This is a genomic window from Nocardia sp. NRRL S-836, from assembly GCF_001279525.1.
Taxonomy (GTDB): Bacteria; Actinomycetota; Actinomycetes; order Mycobacteriales; family Pseudonocardiaceae; genus Lentzea.
The window spans coordinates 99,524-116,190 of sequence record NZ_LGDY01000150.1; the positions used below are offsets into that span (position 1 = coordinate 99,524).

The following is a 16,667-nucleotide window of genomic DNA, read 5'->3' on the forward strand; positions in this document are numbered from 1 at the left end:
TCCCTCCTCGGCGGTCACATACAGCTGTGCACGCATACACCTGTACGCGCGCACCTGTGGACGCACGCCTACACACTCATGTGCGCATCGGCATACACCCGTGCGTGTATGAACTGCACGAATAGACCCCAGTACCCGCCTGTCAGTATTACCGCCGCGCGACACGGGCGGCAAGCCTCGCTAATCCGGCGCACGTCAGGAGGAACCTTGACACGCCTGCGCCGATTTGGTTACGTTCGCTTCGGGTTCAGCGTCATGGGGGCTGCACCCAGTAAATAGGCTCTGGGGGCCGACCGGGGGGTTGACTTTGTCGCGAACTGGAAATACCAGACATCCGCGCAGGCCCGCCACCGGCAGAGCCTCGGCCTGAGCCGATCGTCGCTGGCAGAGTAGCACGCGACCGTTGATCTTCCGGTAACCGACAGTTGACGCCGAGCCGTCCCGGCCGGCCTCATTCGTGCTGTCCGCGTGCGATTGGTTCTTCCCGAGCACGGCCACTTCCGTGCAAATTCGGCGTGCAAATTTCGGAACGACAGGGGTAATCATGGTATCCGAAGGCAAGGCGTTCACACTGAGCGACGAGGAACTCGCACAGTTCCACCGCAACGGATACATAGGTCCATTCGACCTCTACGAGGCCGAGGAGATGGCCGCACATTTGCAGGCGTTGCGGCCGAAACTGATCAACACGAAAAAGGCCGTGTACGGCGGCGGCAAGACCGTCTCCGGCGTGACGAACCTGTCGAACTACGACCGGCACCTCGACATCGACTTCCTGGCCGAGCACATCACCCGGCCGGAGATCGTGGACCGGGTGTCCAGCATCCTCGGTCCGGACACGCTGTGCTGGCGCTCGGAGTTCTTCCCCAAGTACCCCGGTGACGAGGGCACGGACTGGCACCAGGCCGACAACTTCTCCAACGTGGCCGGCTCGAAGCACCCCCAGATCGTGTGGCCGGAGGACGCCGACTTCGGCGGCACCATCACGGTGTGGACGGCGTTCACCGATGCGTCGATCGACATGGGCTGCCTGCAGTTCATTCCGGGCTCTCACAAGTCGATGAACTACGACGAGTCGAAGGTCATGGACTACAACCCGGACCTGATCAACAACCAGGAGAAGTCCGGGGTGCGGCGCGGGTTCTTCGGCTACGACTACCGGCAGCTGCAGAAGGATCCCAACTGGTCTCCCGACGAGTCCAAAGCGGTGTCACAGGTGATGCGCCAGGGCCAGTTCATCATCTTCTGGTCCACGCTCATGCACGCGTCGCACCCGCACGCGGGCAAGACCGACCAGATGCGACTCGGCTTCGCGGGCCGCTACCTGCCGACCTCCGTGCGGGTCTACCCGCACTCCGACGCGCTCGCCGAGTTCGGTGGCGCGGCCAGCCTGGAGAAGTTCGGCAACGTGCTGACCTCCGGCCGGGACAACTTCGGGCACAACAGGTTCGTCCAGACCACCGTCAACGGGTACCGCTTCCCCGTCAGGGACGGGGTGCCGGCCTGATGGCGAACGACGACATCGACACCATCCAGGCGTGGGTCGTGGCCACGTGCCAGGACCTCGGGCTGAGCGTGGACGACGACTCCGACTTCTTCCGGGCCGGCGGTTCGTCGCTGACCGCGGTCAAGCTGATCGCCAGGGCCGAGGAGAGCTTCGGCGAGGACGCGCTGCCGCCGGAGGACCTGTTCAGCAACAGCGCTGTCCGTGAGATCGCGGAGAGCATCGTCCGCAACAGGCAGCAGGTCGACGCGTCACCCGCGTAGGTGCGCCGAGCCGAGGGGTGACCCCAGCGCGTTCGTCCGGGTCACCCCTCGGCGCCGTCCACCCGCGGGCCAGATGTCGAGGGGAAGCGCATGAAACGGCTCACAGCCGGTCCCAGAGCACGCGCCGTGCACGCTCTGGCCAATGCGGACACGTCGGTGCCCTTTCCGGCGGACAGCAGCATGAAGGAGCTGTTCGAACACCGTGCCAGGAGGGCCGGCGGGACGACCGCGCTCGTGCACGGTGACCGGCGGATGACCTACGCGCAGCTCAACGCGGCGGCCAACCGGCTGGCCGGTCACCTCCTCCGGCAGGGCTGCCGGCGTGGCGACGTGGTCGGCGTGTGCGTGCGGCGGTCGTGCGAGCTCGTCGTCGCACTGCTCGCCATCGTCAAATGTGGCGCGGTGTACCTGCCGTTCGACCCGTCCTGGCCGGACGAGCGCCTGCACGTGATGTTCGGCATCGCCGGCTGCGACCGGGTGGTCACCGACAGGCCGGACGACCTGACGCCCCGATTACCGGGGCGCCGGGTCATCGACGTGTCCACATCGGACGGTGACGGCTCCGCGAACCCCGCGGTGACCGTGCTCGCCACGGACATCGCGTACATCAACTTCACCTCGGGGTCGACCGGGCGGCCCAAGGGCGTGCCGATCCAGCACCGGTCGGTCGTCCGGCTGGTCCACGACGCCCGCTACACCCGGCTCGACGAAAAGACTGTCACCCTGTTCCTCGCACCGGTCACGTTCGACGCGGCCACGTTCGAGATCTGGGGAGCACTGCTCAACGGCGGCACGTGCGTGCTCTACCCGGGAGGTTTCATCCGGCTCTCCGAACTGCGCCGGGTGGTCCGGCAGCATTCGGTCAGCACGGTCTTCCTGACCACGGCGTTGTTCAACACGATGGTCGACGAGGACGTCGACGCCCTCGGCACCGTCGACACCGTCCTCACCGGCGGCGAAGCGCATTCGCTGCCCCACGTGGACAAGGCGCTGGCCCACTACGGCGCGGGACGGATCGTCAGCGTGTACGGCCCGACCGAGTGCACCACGTTCGCCACCTACTACCCGTTGACCGGGCCGCAGCCGGAAGACCGGCCGCTGCCCATCGGACGGCCGATCCAGAACACCCGCGTGCACGTCGTCCGCGACGACCGGCTGTGCGAGCCGGGAGAGACGGGTGAGGTGTGCCTGTCGGGTCCCGGCCTGTCCCCCGGCTACGCCGGAATGCCCGAGGAGACCGCGCGCCGGTTCGTGGACCACGTGCTCGACGGTGTCACCGAACGCCTCTACCACACCGGTGACCTGGCCTACTTCGAGGCGGACGGGGTCCTCGTGTTCCAGGGCCGTGACGACGACCAGGTCAAGATCAACGGTCATCGCATCGAGCTCGGCGAGGTCCAGCACGTCCTGACCGGGCACCCGGACGTGCGCCAGGCCTTCGTCACCGTGCACGTCACCGGCACCGGCGAACGGGTGCTCATGGCGTTCGCCGTGTCGGACGGCACGAGCGAGGTCCTGCGGGACCACCTGAAACGCCGCCTGCCGCCGTACATGGTTCCGGCCGTGATCGAGGTCCGCGAGTCGCTCCCCCTGTCCGCGCACGGGAAAGTGGACCGCGAGGCCCTCCTGTCCTCCCTGCGGACCGTGCCGTGACCGACGACGTCCGTCAGGAGATCCGGTCCGTCCTGGACGCGGTCGTGCTGCCGCACGCCGAGGTGTGGGAGCAGCAGGGGCGCATCTCGGCCGACGGGTGGCGCGCACTGGCCGAGTCCGGCCTGCTGTCCCTGCCGCACGTGGGTCCCGGGTTCCGGCGCAGCGCTGTGTTCCTGGAGGAGCTCGGCAACACCGGGTACGCCGGTGTCCGCGCGGCCATCGGCGTCCACGCCTACATGGCACCCTCCTACCTGCGCAGGTACGGCACCGAGGCGCAGCGGGCGGCCTGGCTCGCGCCGGACAAGATCGCCGCGCTGGCCATCACCGAGCAGAACGCGGGAACAGACCTGTCGTCACTGTCCACTGTGGCCAGACCGGACGGCGACACCTACCGGTTGACGGGTGAGAAGTTCTACGTGGCCAACGGTTCCGCGGCGGACTACTTCGTCGTGCTGGCCAAGACCCGTGACGGCGGCACCACCCGCGTGCTGTCCGGCGCGAGTCTGTTCGTCGTGGACGGTCACTCCCCCGGCATCACCCGGCACCGGCAACCCATGCTCGGCTGGCGCGCTTCGGACACGTGCCGGGTGTCGTTCGACGGCGTGGCCGCGGCCGGGGTGATCGGCCGGCCCGACCGGGCGCTGATGTACCTGATGCCGGCGCTGGACTTCGAACGGCTGGTCGCGGGCCTGCTGGCGGTCGGCGGCGTCCGGCACTGCCTCGACCTGGTGCGGGCCTTCGTGCGCTCGCACCGGGTGCACGGCGACGTGCTGAGCGCCAACCAGGCGGTGCGGCACCGCCTCGCCGACCTGGACGCCCAGTTCGAGCTCGTGCGGACGTTCGCCCACCGACTGGTGGAGGACCACTGCGCCGGCCGGCTGGACACCAAAGCCGCGACCGTGCTCAAGCTGACGGCGACCGAACTGGCGGTCAGCGCCGCACAGGCGTGCGTGCAGTACCACGGGGCACGGGGCTATCTCGACGACTCCGTGCCCGCCCGCCTGTACCGCGACGCCATGGCGGGAACCATCGCGGCCGGCGCGAGTGAGCTCATGCGTGACTTGATCTTCGAGTCGGGGCGATGAGGAGTGGACACATGGGAAACTTGGACGCCGCGACGGTCAGTGGCCGCCTGCTGCTCGCCATGGCCGTGCTCACGGTGGCGGTGCGGGTGGTCGGCTGGGCGGTGAGCAAGATCGGCCAGCCGAGGGTGCTCGGCGAGATCGTCGCCGGGATCCTGCTGGGCCCCAGCGCGCTGGGCCTGGTGTGGCCGGGGCTGATGACCTACCTGTTCCCGCAGCAGGTGATCGCGGGGCTGAACGTCCTGGCCCAGACCGGCCTGGTGATGTTCATGTTCCTGATCGGCCTGGAGATCGATCTCAGGTCGTTGCGCGGGCAGGGACGCAAGGTCACGTTGATCAGCCACGCGTCGTTGCTCGTCCCGATCGCCCTCGCGGTACCACTGGCCTTCTGGCTGTACCCCCGGTTCGGAACGCAGACCGATCGGCTGGCGTTCTGCCTGTTCTTCGCCGCGGCCATGGCGATCACCGCGTTCCCGGTGCTCTCCAGGCTGTTGCAGGAGTCCGACCTGCTGAACACCCGCGTGGGCGTCATCAGCCTGGTGTGCGCGGCGATCAACGACGTCTACGCGTGGATCATGCTGGCGGTCGTGGTCGCGGTGGCCAAGTCGGCGGGCCCCGAGGACGTGCTGCGGACGCTCGTGCTGTCGATCGGCTACCTCGTCGTGATGTTCGCCGTCGTCCGCCCCCTGCTGCGGCGGCTCGGCCACCCGTCGATGTGGGTGATGATCGCGGTGGCGATCCTGAGCGCGTGGACGACCGACCAGATCGGCATCCACGCGATCTTCGGCGGCTTCCTGGCCGGCGCCGTGATGCCGCGCGACCGTGAGTGGCAGCGCGGTGTGGAGGTGAAGCTGGAGAGCATGATCTCCGTGCTCCTGCTGCCGATGTTCTTCGGCCTGGTGGGCCTCTCGACCCGGATCGACCAGCTCACCACCGCCGCTCTCTGGCTGACCGCGCTGCTGGTCGTCGTCGTCGCCACCGCCGGCAAGCTCGGCGGCGCCTCGCTCGCCGCACGCCTGACCGGCGACCGGTGGACGGAGTCGCTGCTGATCGGCGTCCTGATGAACACGCGCGGCCTGACCGAGGTGGTGATCCTGACCGTGGGCGTGCAGCTGGGCGTGGTCTCGTCCGCCCTGTTCACGATCATGGTCCTGATGGCCCTGGCCACCACCTTCATGGCGGCACCGGTCATCATCGTCCTGAAACGCCGCATCGCGGACACCCGCGTGACCGCCAAGGAAACCGCGACCACGGGCGGTGCCGAGCGATGACCCGGTTCGACCAGGACACCTGGCTGCGCAGCTTCGCGCCCAACCCCGACAGCGAGATCCAGGTCGTCTGCATGCCGCACGCCGGTGGTTCGGCGAGCTTCTACGTGCCGTTCGCCGAGGAGCTGGCACCGGTCGCCGACGTGCTGGCCGTCCAGTACCCGGGCCGGCAGGACCGCAGGCACGAGCCGTGCATCGACGACCTCGGCACGCTGGCGAACCGGGTGGCCGAGGCCCTCACCCCCCACCTGGACCGCCGGACCATCCTCTTCGGACACAGCATGGGCGCGACGCTCGCGTTCGAGGTGGCCCGCCGCACCTCCGCGGCACACCTCTTCGCCTCCGGCAGACGTGCGCCGTCGTGCTGGCGTGACGAACGCGTCCACCAGCGGGACGACCAGGGCCTGATCGCCGAGATGCAGGCGTTGAACGGAACGGGCTCCGCGTTGCTGCAGAACGAGAAGATCCTCCGCATGGTGCTCCCCGCGGTCCGCGCCGACTACCGGGCCGCGGAGACCTACCGGTACGCCGAGGGACCCGACATCACCAGCTCCATCTCCGTGGTCGTGGGCGACGACGACCCGATGGTGACGCTCGACGAGGCGCACGCCTGGCAGCGGCACACCACCGGGACGACCGAGCTGCACGTGCTTCCGGGCGGTCACTTCTACCTGGCCGACCACTGGCCCCGCGTCGCCGGCCTGGTCAGGGACAAGGTCCGCGAGCTCCGGTCACCACGCGCCTGAGCGGGCCCCGTGCCGCACGCGCCGGCCGAGGCTGGATGATGCCGGCATGACGGGTGTCGACCTCTTCGGTACGAGCCGCGAGCGGTACCTCGGCCCGCTCGACAGTGACGGAATCTTCTGCGTCGGCAACGCCGACGAGTGCGACCACTACACGGAGGACGGCGCCGTCCGCATTCCGTGGGGACGCTTGCCGCGCCCCGAGGACCTGACGCGGATCCGCGGCCTGGCCCTGTGCCCGACGCCCGCCCAGCTGCGCAGGGCGGTGCTGCCCGCCTACCTGCCGGACCTGGTGAACCTGGAGTCGCTGACCCTGCCCGCACCGCTCGTGACGCACCTGACGGCCCCCACGCTGACCTCGCTCGTGGTCTGCAACGTCGACGGTCAGGCCCCCCTCGGCCCCGCTCGCCGGCACCGCCGTGCCGGGGCTGCGGGCGCTGCTGTGGGTCACCTCCTACACCACGCCGCGGCTGCCCCGGGTGGTCGATCCGCTGCCGCCGCTGGAGTTCCTGCGCACCAACGTGACCGGGGACGACGCGGTGCTGCGTCAGCTCGCGGAGCTGCCGACGCTGCGGCACCTGGAGCTGGAGGACGTGAAGAACACCGATGTCGTCGACCACCTGGTGGCGCCGCTGCGCGTGCTGGAGATCGCGGGCACCGGACGCGACTTCCCGGTGGCGCGGCTCGCCGCGATCCCGGCGCTGGAGGCGGTGCGCCTCAACGGGATTCGTGCCGAGCTCGACTGCGCGGTGTTCCAGGCGCTGCCCGGCCTGGTCCAGCTGACCGTCCTGAACTCGAAGAGGATCGTCAACGTCGAGGCGCTGCTCGACTGCCCGGCACTGGCGAGCAGCACGTTCGTCAACTGCGGCAACCCGTTCAAGGAGGACGGCAAGGCGTTGTTCAGGTCCAAGGGCTTCGCCAACCTCCCAATCGACCACTCCCAGGCCGGCCGCCGCGGCCCGACAACGGGTGGTCGCGCAGTCGTCACGCCTGGCAGACCGGGCACCACCACGTCTCCCGGCCGTGGGCGGTGAGCTCGGCCGGGCGGAACGCGATCGGTGTGGCACAACGCAAGCACGGTCGTCGTGCCCGACCGTAGACCCAGTGCCGGGGCGTGGGTCTGCCGGTCGTGTTCTGCGCCGGGTTCGTGTGGACCGCGTGCCGCAGCCGCCGCCGGGCGTCGGTGAGCAACGCGTCGAGACCTGGGGCGGTGGCGGCGGTCCGCCAGGGACTGATGCCGTGCAGGAAGAGCAGCTCCTGCGCCCACATGTTGCCCAGCCCCGCCACCCGGCGCTGGTCGAGCAGTGCCGCGATGATCGCCTCTTCGCCGGCTGCCGCGACCCGCTCGGCCGCCGCGGCGATGCTGTCGTCGGCGAGCAGGTCCGGGCCGAGGTGTCCCACGACCGTGTGCTCGTCGCGTGTCCGCAGCACGGTCAGCACCGGAAGCGCGACCCCGACGACCGTGCGGCCGTCGTCGAGGCCCAACGCGATCCGCAGCTGCGGCATGACCCGCGCGGGCAACCTCCTGTGCGGACGCAGCACGGACCAGGAGCCGGTCATCCTGAGGTGGGAGTGCACCGTCAGGCCGGCGTCGGTGCGGGACAACAGGTGTTTGCCCCGCGCACGCCATTCGAGGATGCGTTGCCCGGCCAGGTCGACGGTGGCGAAGCGCGGGTGCCGGACGTCACTGTGGACGATCAACGAGCCGGCGGTGGCGGTGTCGAGCCGCGCCGCGATCCGCGCCACGCTGTCGCCCTCCGCCATCACTCCATCATCACCCCCACCGACCGGCACGGCAGACCGGGACCGGCGCCGTCTTCCGATCGGTGCGATTCTGATGTGGTGGAGCCGGAGCACACGCCAGACGGGCGTTTCGTGGTGATCAACGGGCGGCGGTGGCGGGCCACCGATCCCGAGATCCCGCCCGAGCCCGCGGCACGGCTGCGCAGCCTGCTGATGGCGGCCCGCCGCGACGTCGGTGCCGCCCTCCGCGCCCACGACGCCGAGGCGGAGCGGGACGCCCGCGCACGGGTCCACCTCGCGAAGACCGCCCTCGGCGAGCGCGGCACCCCGTGGTGGGAGCAGACGGCGAGCCAGCGGCGGGAGCGCTGGCAGGACGGGCTGGAAGCGCTGGACCAGCGCGACACCTGAACGAGCAGGGCGCGATACTCCCGTCATGACGGCGAGAGCAGGCGCGGTGGTGACCGGCGCCGGACGCGGTGTGGGCAAGCTGGTCGCGCGGATGCTGGTGGAACGCGGCTACACGGTGCTGGTCACCGACGTCGACGAGGCGACCGCGACCGCGACGGCCGCCGAGATCGGCGCGATCGCGCGAGTGCTCGACGTGCGGGACGAGGCGGCCGTGGCAGCGGCGCGTGACGACATCGTCGCCCGTGCGGGGCGGCTCGAGGTCTGGGTCAACAACGCCGGGGTGCTGGCCACCGGGCCCGCGTGGCAGCAGGACGCCGCCACCCGCAGGCTGATGGTCGAGGTCAACGCCCTCGGGACGATCAACGGAACCGTCGCCGCGATCCACGCCATGCGCGGCCGCGGCGGCGGGCACGTCGTCAACATCGTGTCGCTGGCGGGCATCACGGCCGTCGCGGGCGAAGCGGTCTACGCCGCCTCCAAGCACGCGGCGGTCGGTTTCAGCCTCAGCACCCTCGCCGACCTCCGGCAGGCGGGCGTCCGGGACATCGACATCTCGTGCGTCTGCCCGGACGGCATCTGGACCCCGATGCTGCACGACAAGCTCGACGACCCGGCGGCCGCGCTGTCGTTCTCCGGCACGCTGCTGCAGCCCGCCGACGTCGCCGCCGCCGTCGCCGCGGTGCTCGACCGGCCGAGACCGGTCGTCACCATTCCGCGGTGGCGCGGCGCACTGGCTCGGCTCGCCGACACGTTTCCGCGCTTCGGGCTGCGCGCGATCCCGTTCATGGTGGCGCAGGGCCGCCGGACCCAGCGCAAGCTCACGCGGAAGCCGCGGGATCGGTGAGCACCGCCAACCCGCACGGGCCGAGCGCCAGCATCCGGCGGTGGAAGTCGGCCGGCCGTTCACCGGCCCGGTCGGCCCGCGCGCGCAGCTCCCGCCACACGCGTGCGCCCCAGCTGTAGGTGATCGCCTGGGCGGGCCAGGCCGCCGACCGCAGCACGCTGAAGTACAGCCCGGACGCGGGGAACACCGAGTGGGCGGCCATGAACTCCGCCGCGCGGTCGGGTGTCCACGGTGCGCCGTCGAGCGGGAAACCGTTGTGCAGAGCCAGGTCCGTGAGTGCCATCGCGGTGTTCAGCCGCAGGCCCATGACGTAGCCGAGGCGTTCGGGTGCGGCCATGTCGTCCAGCATCAGGCCCTCGGCGTAGACCGCCCAGCCCTCGGAGTTGCCGGCCACGACGGTGTGGCGCGTCCACGCGTCGGCGCCGCCGCCCAGGCCCAGTTGCAGGTGGTGGCCGGGGACGCCCTCGTGGTGCAGCATCGTGGTCTGGCTCCACACCGCGACCGGCTCCGGCGCCGCCACCGGCCACACCACCTGGGCGGCGCGCGAGCCGTCGGTGGCGGCGGGGCGGTAGCGGACCGGGCCGTGCTCGGCGGGGACCACCACCTCCAGCGGGCCGACGGGGACACCGACCCTGTCCTGTGCCGCGGCCAGCTTCTCCTCGGCCCACATCTTCAGGTCGGCGCGGTCGACCTTCCACAACGGATCGTTGTCGTAGTCGGTGCACGCCTGCTTGCCGCCCAGCTCGTCGGCGGCCGCGGTGAGCTCGCGCAGCTCGTCGGTCAGCACCGCGAAGCACTCCGCCGGGTCGACGTCCACGCCCAACTGGTAGCGGGCCGCGACGCGGTAGCGGTCCGTGCCGACGGCGTCGTCCTCGACGGCCTGCGGCAGGATCTCGGTCTCCAGGGCGTCCGCGAACGGACCGTACGGTGCCATGCCCTCCTCGGTCGTGGCCCACGTGCGTGCCGCCCACATGACCGACTCGGCCTGCCGGCGCGTGGACCTGTTCTCCCGCAACGTCTTCAGGTACCCGCCCAGCGCGTCGCCGAGGCCTTCGAGGGCGATTCGGCGTGCGTCGCCGCGCAGCAGGGCGAGGTGTTCGCGCAGCAGCACCGGCGGGCTCGTCACGACGTTGAGCGACGCGGCGAAACCGGCCTCGTGGTAGGCGAGCTCGGCTTCGAGGCGTTCGGCCAGCGCCGGCCCGGCGCCCGGCAGGAACCGGCGGATCAGCTCGGTCCGTGCCGCGAAGCCCTCCGGTGAGTAGTCGGTCAGCTCGCCGGTCGGTGGCACGCCGGCGAGCGCGGTTTCCACCGGTTCGAGTCGCACCCGTGCGGCGAAGAAGTCGGCTGCCTGCGTCATGAGGTCCTCTCTCCGTCCGGAACCGGAACGCGCCGGTCCAGGAGTTTCTGCAGTGGCCCGGTCATCGCGGTGGTCACCAGCGTCATCACCACCATCACCAGGTACAGCGCGGGGGTCAGCAGCTTCGCGGTGAACGCGGCCTGCAGCACCACCAGCTCCGTCAGGCCACGGGTGTTGAGCAGCACGCCCAGCTCCAGCGCGTCGCGGTGGGAGCACCCGCCCAGCCGGGCGCCGAGGTAGCTGCCGCCGACCTTGCCCACGATCGCCAGCACCAGCACGAGCGCGATCGCCGCCCACGGCACGCCGGTGAGCCGTGCGGCGAACACCCCGAGACCGGTGACGAAGAAGAACACCGGCACGAGCCGCCGGCCGGCGAGCGAGACGCGTTCGGCCACCGGGCTCCACACCGGGTCCGCGGGCAGCGCGAGACCGATGGCGATCGCGAGCACGACCTCGTTGACGCCCATGGTCTTCGCCAGCGCGGCCACGCCCAGCGCGGCCGCGGCCGCGAGGACCGTCGTCACCAGCGGCCGGGCCGCCGCCGCCCGCCGCACCGGTTCCAGCCGCAGTCCCTGTCGTGCCACCAGCACGAGCGCGACGACGCCGGCCAGCACCAGCAGCCGGTTGAGCAGCGACCCGGACGAGATCGCGACCACCAGCAGGATCCACGCGATCACGTCCACCAGCGACGCGGACCCGAGCGCGAGCCGGGGCACGCGGCCCTCCAGCCTGCCGTTCTCCGCGAGGATGCGGGCGAGCACCGGCACCGCCGTGACCGACAGCGCCACCACCATCACGAGCACGAACGACGTCGTGGGCGCGGTGCCGCGCAGATAAGAGTCCTGTGTGGACACCCATAGGGCCATCGCCAGTCCGGTCAGCGCCGGTACCACGAGGGTGCCGAGCGTCGTCCACACCAGCGGCCGGGCGCGGGGAGCGTGCGCACCGCGTTTGAGCTCGTGGCCGACGCCGACGAGGTACAGCACGAGGCCGGCGTGCGACAGCAGCGACAACACGTCCAGGCGGCCTTCGCCGAACAGCAACGACCGCAGCCCCTCGCCGCCCCACCACACCAGCAGCGGCCCGGCCAGCAGGCCGAAGGCGATCTCCCCGACCACACCGGGCTGGCCGACCGCCCTGGCGACCACGTCACCGAGCTTCGCGATGGCCAGGGTGAGCGCCAGTGCGCCCGACCCCAGCGCGAGCCAGCGCGCCATTTCGAGCGCGTTCAAGACACATCTCTCCCCTCGGATGACACGGGAACGGCCGCGGCAGGCGGCTCAGGCGCCCTCGCCCAGCAGCCCGCCGACCGCGCGCAACCGCGCGACGGCACTGGCCACGGCGGCTCGCGACCCGACGCCGAGCTTCGAGAACACCCGCGCCAGGTGCGCCTCGACCGTCTTGTCGCTCACGCCGAGCCGCTGGGCGATCTGGCGGTTGGTGTGACCGTTCGTCACCAGCCCGGCGACCTGCTTCTCCCTGGTGGTCAGGGCGTCCAGGCCGGCGGCCTCGGGTGCGGGCCGGATGCGGGCGAGCCGGCGCTGGTCGGCGGCCACCTGGTCGAGCAGCGGCAGCGCGCCGCACTCGATCAGCAGCTGCTCGGCGCGGAACAGCTCCGCCGCCGCCTTGGCGCGTTTGCCCGCCGCGGCGAGCGCGTTCGCCGCCACCAGGCGGGCGCGTCCGGCGAGCAGCCGGCTGCCGCGGCACAGGAACGCCTGTTCCGCGGCGGCCGCGCGGGCCGCGGCGGCGTTCGGGTCGGTGTCCACGAGCACCTGGGCCTGCGCCAGCGCGAACAGGCCCGCGTACCGCTCGTCGTTGTCGCGCATGGTCTCCGACCACTCGCGTGCGGCGTGCGTGTCGCCCAGCAGGAGGCAGGCGCGCACCATCATCTCGGCGGCCTCCGCGCGCAGCGCCGGGTACAGCTGGGCGAAGCCGGCCGCGTCGATCGCGTCCGCGCAGCCCTGCGCGTCACCGGCGAGCAGCCGTGCCTCCGCCAGTGCCATCCACGCGAACGACCGCCACAGCTCGCGCACCGACCCCGCGGACCGGGTGGCGGCCAGACCGGCCTCCAGGGCACGTTCCGACTTGCCCTGCCAGGTCAGCGCCCGGCACTGGGCGGTCAGCGTCATGGCACCGAGCCGGGTGCCGGGAAGCTGCGTACCGCGTTCGGCACCCTCGTCCGCGAGCCGTGCCGCCGTGCCCACCGCACCCGCGGCCAGGTGCGCGGACGAGGCCGTGGTGAACAGCCGGGGCAGGTCGGGGGTGCGGCCCGAGGTGCGGGCCAGGCCGACGACGCGGTCGGCGAGGCGTTGCGCGACAACGGGATCGCCCAGGTAGACCAGGCACCAGCACAGCCAGACCACGCCGTCGAGCCAGGTGAGCAGCTCGCCGTCGGGCAGCTGCTCGAACAGCTCGGAGGCGGTCGTGGCGAACTGCTCCGCCTCGTCGAACATCGACGCGCCGATGGCCGCGAGACCGGCCGCCGCCAGCGCGGTGGCGCGCTGGCCCTGGTCGCCCAGGCGTTCGGTCGCGTCGAGCACGTGCACCAGCGCGGCGGGGTCCACCCGCGCACCGGACAGCAGCTCGTCGATCGCGATCTCGACCCGCAGGGCCACGCCCACCGCGCTCTCGTCCACCGCCGCGATGAGCTTCTCCGCCTCGGCGTTCGGGGCCGGTCCGCCGAGCAGCCTGCTGTTGGCCGCGCGCAACCGGGCCAGCCTGCCGCGCGCCTGCAGGTCGCTCTCGTCGAGCAACGGCGCCACCTCGGCGGCGACCGACTCGCTCTCCACCAGCTTGCCGTCACGGGCCAGCGCCTCGGACAACGCCAGCAGCACCCGGCGGCGGTCCGCCACGTGCTCCCGCCGGTCCGGCAGCAGCCGGGCCGCCGTGCGCAGCCACTGGGCCGCGATGCCCGGATCGCGGTGCACGGCCGACTCGGCGGCCTCCACCAGCACCGCCACCGCGGCCACGTCGCCCACCGAGGCGGTGCGGTCGAGGTGCGGCGCGAGCAGCCGGCTCGACGCACCGCGCCGGCCCAGCACGGCCGTGGCCTTGGCGTGCGCGGCGATCCGCGCGCCCGCACCCATCGTCCGGTAGGTCACGTGCCGCACCACCGGGTGCCGGAACGCGAACCGCGACGACGTGCCGAGCTGACGCACCACGTCCCGCGCGGCGAGCTCGTCCATGGCGGTGAACACGGCGGCCAGCGGGAGTCCGGTGACCTCACCGACGAGGTCCACGTCGAACGGGTCGCCGAGCACCGCGGCGGCCTGCGCGGCGGTGCGGGTCTGCTCGGGCAACGCGCACAGCTCGGCGTGCAGCGTCGCGGTGAGCCGGGGGCACGGCCCGTCCGGCTCGTGCTGCTGCTGGTCGCCGTTCCACCGGCTGGCGAGCACCTCCAGGTAGAACGGGTTGCCGCCGCTCGCCCGGTGCAGCGCGGCCCGCAGGCCGGGTCCGGCCGAGGGGGCCAGCGCGTCCAGCATCTCGTCGGACGCGCAGGGTTCCAGCGGCTTGAGGTCGAGCGTCTGCACCAGGCCCTGCCTGGCCAGCAGCGACAACGCCGCCGACAGCGCCGGGACCGCCTGCTTCGGCCGGTGGGCCAGCGCGAGCAGCACCGGACCGGCCGGTGGATGCCACACCAGGTGGGCCAGCAGCTCCGCCGACTCCTGGTCGGCCCAGTGGACGTCGTCCAGCACCAGCGCGAGCCCGGTGCCACCCGCCAGTGCGGACAGCATGTCCCGCACCGCGCGGAAGAACTCCCGCCGGTCGACCGGCCGGTGCGCGGGACCGCCGGTGAGGTGCGGGAACACCGCGCCCAGGGCGGGGTCCGCCGCCAGCCGCTCGCGTTCCGCCGGGGGCAGTCCGGCCAGGTGCTGGTCGATGGCGTCGGTGAACAACGCGAACGGCACGTGCCGGTCCGCCTCGCTGCTGCGGCCGGCGAGCACCGTCATCCGCGAGGCGGCCGCGTCCCGGTGCAACTCGACGAGCAGGCGGGTCTTGCCGATGCCCGGCTCACCCACCACCTCGACGACCCGGCTGAGACCGCGGCTGACCTCCTTGACCACCTGCGAGATCGCTCGCAGCTCCTTGCTCCGCCCGAAGATCGTGCGGGTGGTGGCGTCGCCCGCCCTCATCGTTGGCGTACTCGTGTCGGCGTGGACACCGACGCGGTTCCCGAATTTCCCTTGCCAGGGCAGGGCGGTGCGCACACGTCGATCAACATTAACACTCTCCCCCATTGCAGCATCATCCCAATTGATACCTGTCTACCGTTTGTACCCGGCGTTTACGCAAGCACCGGCAGACAAATCACCCGATCAGGCGAGCCGTCCCACGGACCGTGACGACATGTTGTTGAGACTTCGACCACATCAGGGATTTCCCTAACTTGCCAGACGATCCCTGAACGACCCTACAGTGGGCGCCGGGCCAGCAGGAACTTTTCCGGGTGCGGCCTGGGTTCATTTGACCGGCGCGGGGTGCCACGGGCCCATCGAATCGAATTCTTCGAACGACATCGCCGGACGATTTGTGATCGAACTGGAGCGAGCATGCGCGAGCTAGTGGATTCCACGCCCATCGCGAACGACGGCGCCGCGTTGCGCGCCCGAATCGCCGAGCACGGATATGTCTTCTTCCGCGGCCTGCTCGACCGTGCTCCTATCGACCAGCTCGCCGCGAACATCAGGTCCGCTCTGCAGCGAGAAGGGTGGATCGGTGCCGGAACCGATCCGGGCACCGCGCCGTTGGTGCCGCCGGCACGCGACTTCAAGAACGGTAACTTCTTCCCCGGATACGTCGAGACGCAGAAAATCGAGTACCTGCACGCGTTGCCGCACCAGCCCGCTCTCACCGCGGTGATGCGGGCGCTGATCGGCGACGACGTCTTCTGCCACCCGCGCAAGGTCGCCCGGCTGGTCTGGCCCACCGACCTCGGCACCACCCCCGGCATCTACGTGCACCAGGACTTCGTGGTCGAGGGCGTGCCGGACATGTTCACGTCCTGGGTGCCGTTCGTCGACTGCCCGCTCGAACTGGGCGGACTCGCGGTGCTCACCGGCTCCCAGAACGAGGGCGTGCGTCCCAGGCTGGGGCAGGTGGACCCGGACGACGACCGCTGGGCGAGCACCTCCTACCGCGCGGGCGACGTCCTGGTCTTCCACTGCCTGACGGCCCACGGCGCTCTGCCGAACCGCACCGACAGGTTGCGCCTCTCGGCGGACTACAGGTGGCAGAGTGCCCGCACGCCCATTCCCGCCGAGGCGCTGCAGCCGCACATGCTCGGCCCCGTACCGGGCTGGGACGAGTTGTCCGAGGGTTGGGAAAACGCCTCATGGATCACTCCTCCGGCGGATGTGCGCATTGTGCAGCGAACGGGCGGCGAGGCCGCCGCCGTGCCGCCGTCGGAGTTCGTGACGGTGCCCGCGCAGAGTGTCGGTGAAGGCGAGCACGCGGTACTCGCCGGTCTTTTCAACAACATGAAGGACGCTTTCCGGCCGCACAAGACGGGCGGTACCGAGGCGGTCATCGACTATCACATCTCCGGTCACAACGGAGACCACCACCATTGGCAGCTCGTCGTCGCGGACGGGAAGTGCGTGGTTTCCGACCACGGCTCCGAAAATGGCCAGGTGTCGATCATCTCGAACTTCGGCGACTACGTCCGCATCGCGAACGGGAACATGGATCCGATGAGTGCGCTCGGCTCCGGAAAACTTCGCATCGAGGGCGAGCTCCAACTCGCCGTCGCCCAGCTCCAGTGGTTCCGGGACTGAGCCGCGTGCGGAAGGGTTCTTTTTCCTC

14 protein-coding genes are annotated in these 16,667 nt (G+C 71.0%); 10 read left to right on the forward strand and 4 right to left on the reverse strand.

From position 1 onward, the window contains the following. Positions 1 to 544: 544 nt before the first annotated feature. The 7 genes from ADL03_RS40850 (at position 545) to ADL03_RS40880 (ending at position 7,547) form a co-directional block, all read left to right on the forward strand. A complete protein-coding gene (locus ADL03_RS40850) occupies positions 545 to 1,507 on the forward strand; it encodes a chlorinating enzyme (RefSeq protein WP_053739021.1) in 963 nt (320 codons plus the stop codon). Then, the gene (locus tag ADL03_RS40855) at positions 1,507 to 1,767 is read left to right on the forward strand and encodes an acyl carrier protein (RefSeq protein WP_053739022.1); all 261 of its coding nucleotides are present in this window, start codon (positions 1,507 to 1,509) and stop codon (positions 1,765 to 1,767) included. The genes ADL03_RS40850 and ADL03_RS40855 overlap by 1 nt, the downstream gene beginning before the upstream one ends. 180 nt (positions 1,768 to 1,947) lie before the next feature. Continuing rightward, entirely contained in the window at positions 1,948 to 3,420 is a 1,473-nt protein-coding gene (locus tag ADL03_RS40860) for an amino acid adenylation domain-containing protein (RefSeq protein ID WP_197289100.1), read from the forward strand. Beyond that, positions 3,417 to 4,505, forward strand: a complete 1,089-nt coding sequence (locus tag ADL03_RS40865; RefSeq protein WP_053739024.1) for an acyl-CoA dehydrogenase family protein — start codon at positions 3,417 to 3,419, stop codon at positions 4,503 to 4,505. The genes ADL03_RS40860 and ADL03_RS40865 overlap by 4 nt, the downstream gene beginning before the upstream one ends. Positions 4,506 to 4,516: 11 nt before the next feature. Next, entirely contained in the window at positions 4,517 to 5,773 is a 1,257-nt protein-coding gene (locus ADL03_RS40870) for a cation:proton antiporter (protein WP_053739025.1), read from the forward strand. Beyond that, the gene (locus ADL03_RS40875) at positions 5,770 to 6,516 is read left to right on the forward strand and encodes a thioesterase II family protein (protein ID WP_053739026.1); all 747 of its coding nucleotides are present in this window, start codon (positions 5,770 to 5,772) and stop codon (positions 6,514 to 6,516) included. Before ADL03_RS40870 ends, ADL03_RS40875 begins: the two co-directional genes overlap by 4 nt. 416 nt (positions 6,517 to 6,932) lie before the next feature. After that, positions 6,933 to 7,547, forward strand: a complete 615-nt coding sequence (locus ADL03_RS40880) for a hypothetical protein (RefSeq protein WP_053739027.1) — start codon at positions 6,933 to 6,935, stop codon at positions 7,545 to 7,547. On the opposite strand, the gene ADL03_RS40885 is transcribed toward ADL03_RS40880, so the two are convergent. Further along, complete coding sequence (locus ADL03_RS40885) at positions 7,498 to 8,277, reverse strand: DNA-formamidopyrimidine glycosylase family protein (protein ID WP_053739028.1); 780 nt, start codon at positions 8,275 to 8,277, stop codon at positions 7,498 to 7,500. The two genes, ADL03_RS40880 and ADL03_RS40885, sit on opposite strands and share 50 nt — an antisense overlap. Positions 8,278 to 8,352: 75 nt before the next feature. Between ADL03_RS40885 and ADL03_RS40890 the strand changes: the two genes are divergently transcribed. After that, entirely contained in the window at positions 8,353 to 8,664 is a 312-nt protein-coding gene (locus ADL03_RS40890) for a hypothetical protein (RefSeq protein WP_053739029.1), read from the forward strand. A 25-nt stretch (positions 8,665 to 8,689) separates the two neighbouring features. Then, positions 8,690 to 9,508, forward strand: a complete 819-nt coding sequence (locus ADL03_RS40895) for an SDR family oxidoreductase (RefSeq protein ID WP_053739030.1) — start codon at positions 8,690 to 8,692, stop codon at positions 9,506 to 9,508. Here the strand turns inward: ADL03_RS40895 and ADL03_RS40900 are convergent. From ADL03_RS40900 to ADL03_RS40910, 3 genes are read right to left on the reverse strand one after another with little or no spacing between them, the layout of a single operon-like run. Next, positions 9,483 to 10,865, reverse strand: coding sequence for a DUF885 domain-containing protein (locus tag ADL03_RS40900; RefSeq protein ID WP_053739031.1), 1,383 nt, complete (start codon positions 10,863 to 10,865; stop codon positions 9,483 to 9,485). The genes ADL03_RS40895 and ADL03_RS40900 overlap by 26 nt on opposite strands. Further along, a complete protein-coding gene (locus ADL03_RS40905; protein WP_197289101.1) occupies positions 10,862 to 12,097 on the reverse strand; it encodes a cation:proton antiporter in 1,236 nt (411 codons plus the stop codon). The genes ADL03_RS40900 and ADL03_RS40905 overlap by 4 nt, the downstream gene beginning before the upstream one ends. 48 nt (positions 12,098 to 12,145) lie before the next feature. Next, positions 12,146 to 14,998 carry an AAA family ATPase gene (locus ADL03_RS40910; protein WP_053739033.1) on the reverse strand — a complete coding sequence of 951 codons (2,853 nt, stop codon included), beginning with the start codon at positions 14,996 to 14,998 and terminating at the stop codon, positions 12,146 to 12,148. 417 nt (positions 14,999 to 15,415) lie between these two features. On the opposite strand from ADL03_RS40910, the gene ADL03_RS40915 reads away from it, so the two are divergent. Then, a complete protein-coding gene (locus ADL03_RS40915; protein WP_082373936.1) occupies positions 15,416 to 16,639 on the forward strand; it encodes a phytanoyl-CoA dioxygenase family protein in 1,224 nt (407 codons plus the stop codon). Positions 16,640 to 16,667: the final 28 nt, after the last annotated feature.

Coding starts and splice junctions, on each gene's coding strand:
- ADL03_RS40885 (WP_053739028.1), bottom strand. CDS start 8,277: ATGGCGGAGGGCGACAGCGTGGCGCGGATCGCGGCGCGGCTCGACACC.
- ADL03_RS40850 (WP_053739021.1), top strand. CDS start 545: ATGGTATCCGAAGGCAAGGCGTTCACACTGAGCGACGAGGAACTCGCA.
- ADL03_RS40900 (WP_053739031.1), bottom strand. CDS start 10,865: ATGACGCAGGCAGCCGACTTCTTCGCCGCACGGGTGCGACTCGAACCG.
- ADL03_RS40855 (WP_053739022.1), top strand. CDS start 1,507: ATGGCGAACGACGACATCGACACCATCCAGGCGTGGGTCGTGGCCACG.
- ADL03_RS40860 (WP_197289100.1), top strand. CDS start 1,948: ATGAAGGAGCTGTTCGAACACCGTGCCAGGAGGGCCGGCGGGACGACC.
- ADL03_RS40915 (WP_082373936.1), top strand. CDS start 15,416: ATGCGCGAGCTAGTGGATTCCACGCCCATCGCGAACGACGGCGCCGCG.
- ADL03_RS40870 (WP_053739025.1), top strand. CDS start 4,517: ATGGGAAACTTGGACGCCGCGACGGTCAGTGGCCGCCTGCTGCTCGCC.
- ADL03_RS40875 (WP_053739026.1), top strand. CDS start 5,770: ATGACCCGGTTCGACCAGGACACCTGGCTGCGCAGCTTCGCGCCCAAC.
- ADL03_RS40910 (WP_053739033.1), bottom strand. CDS start 14,998: ATGAGGGCGGGCGACGCCACCACCCGCACGATCTTCGGGCGGAGCAAG.
- ADL03_RS40895 (WP_053739030.1), top strand. CDS start 8,690: ATGACGGCGAGAGCAGGCGCGGTGGTGACCGGCGCCGGACGCGGTGTG.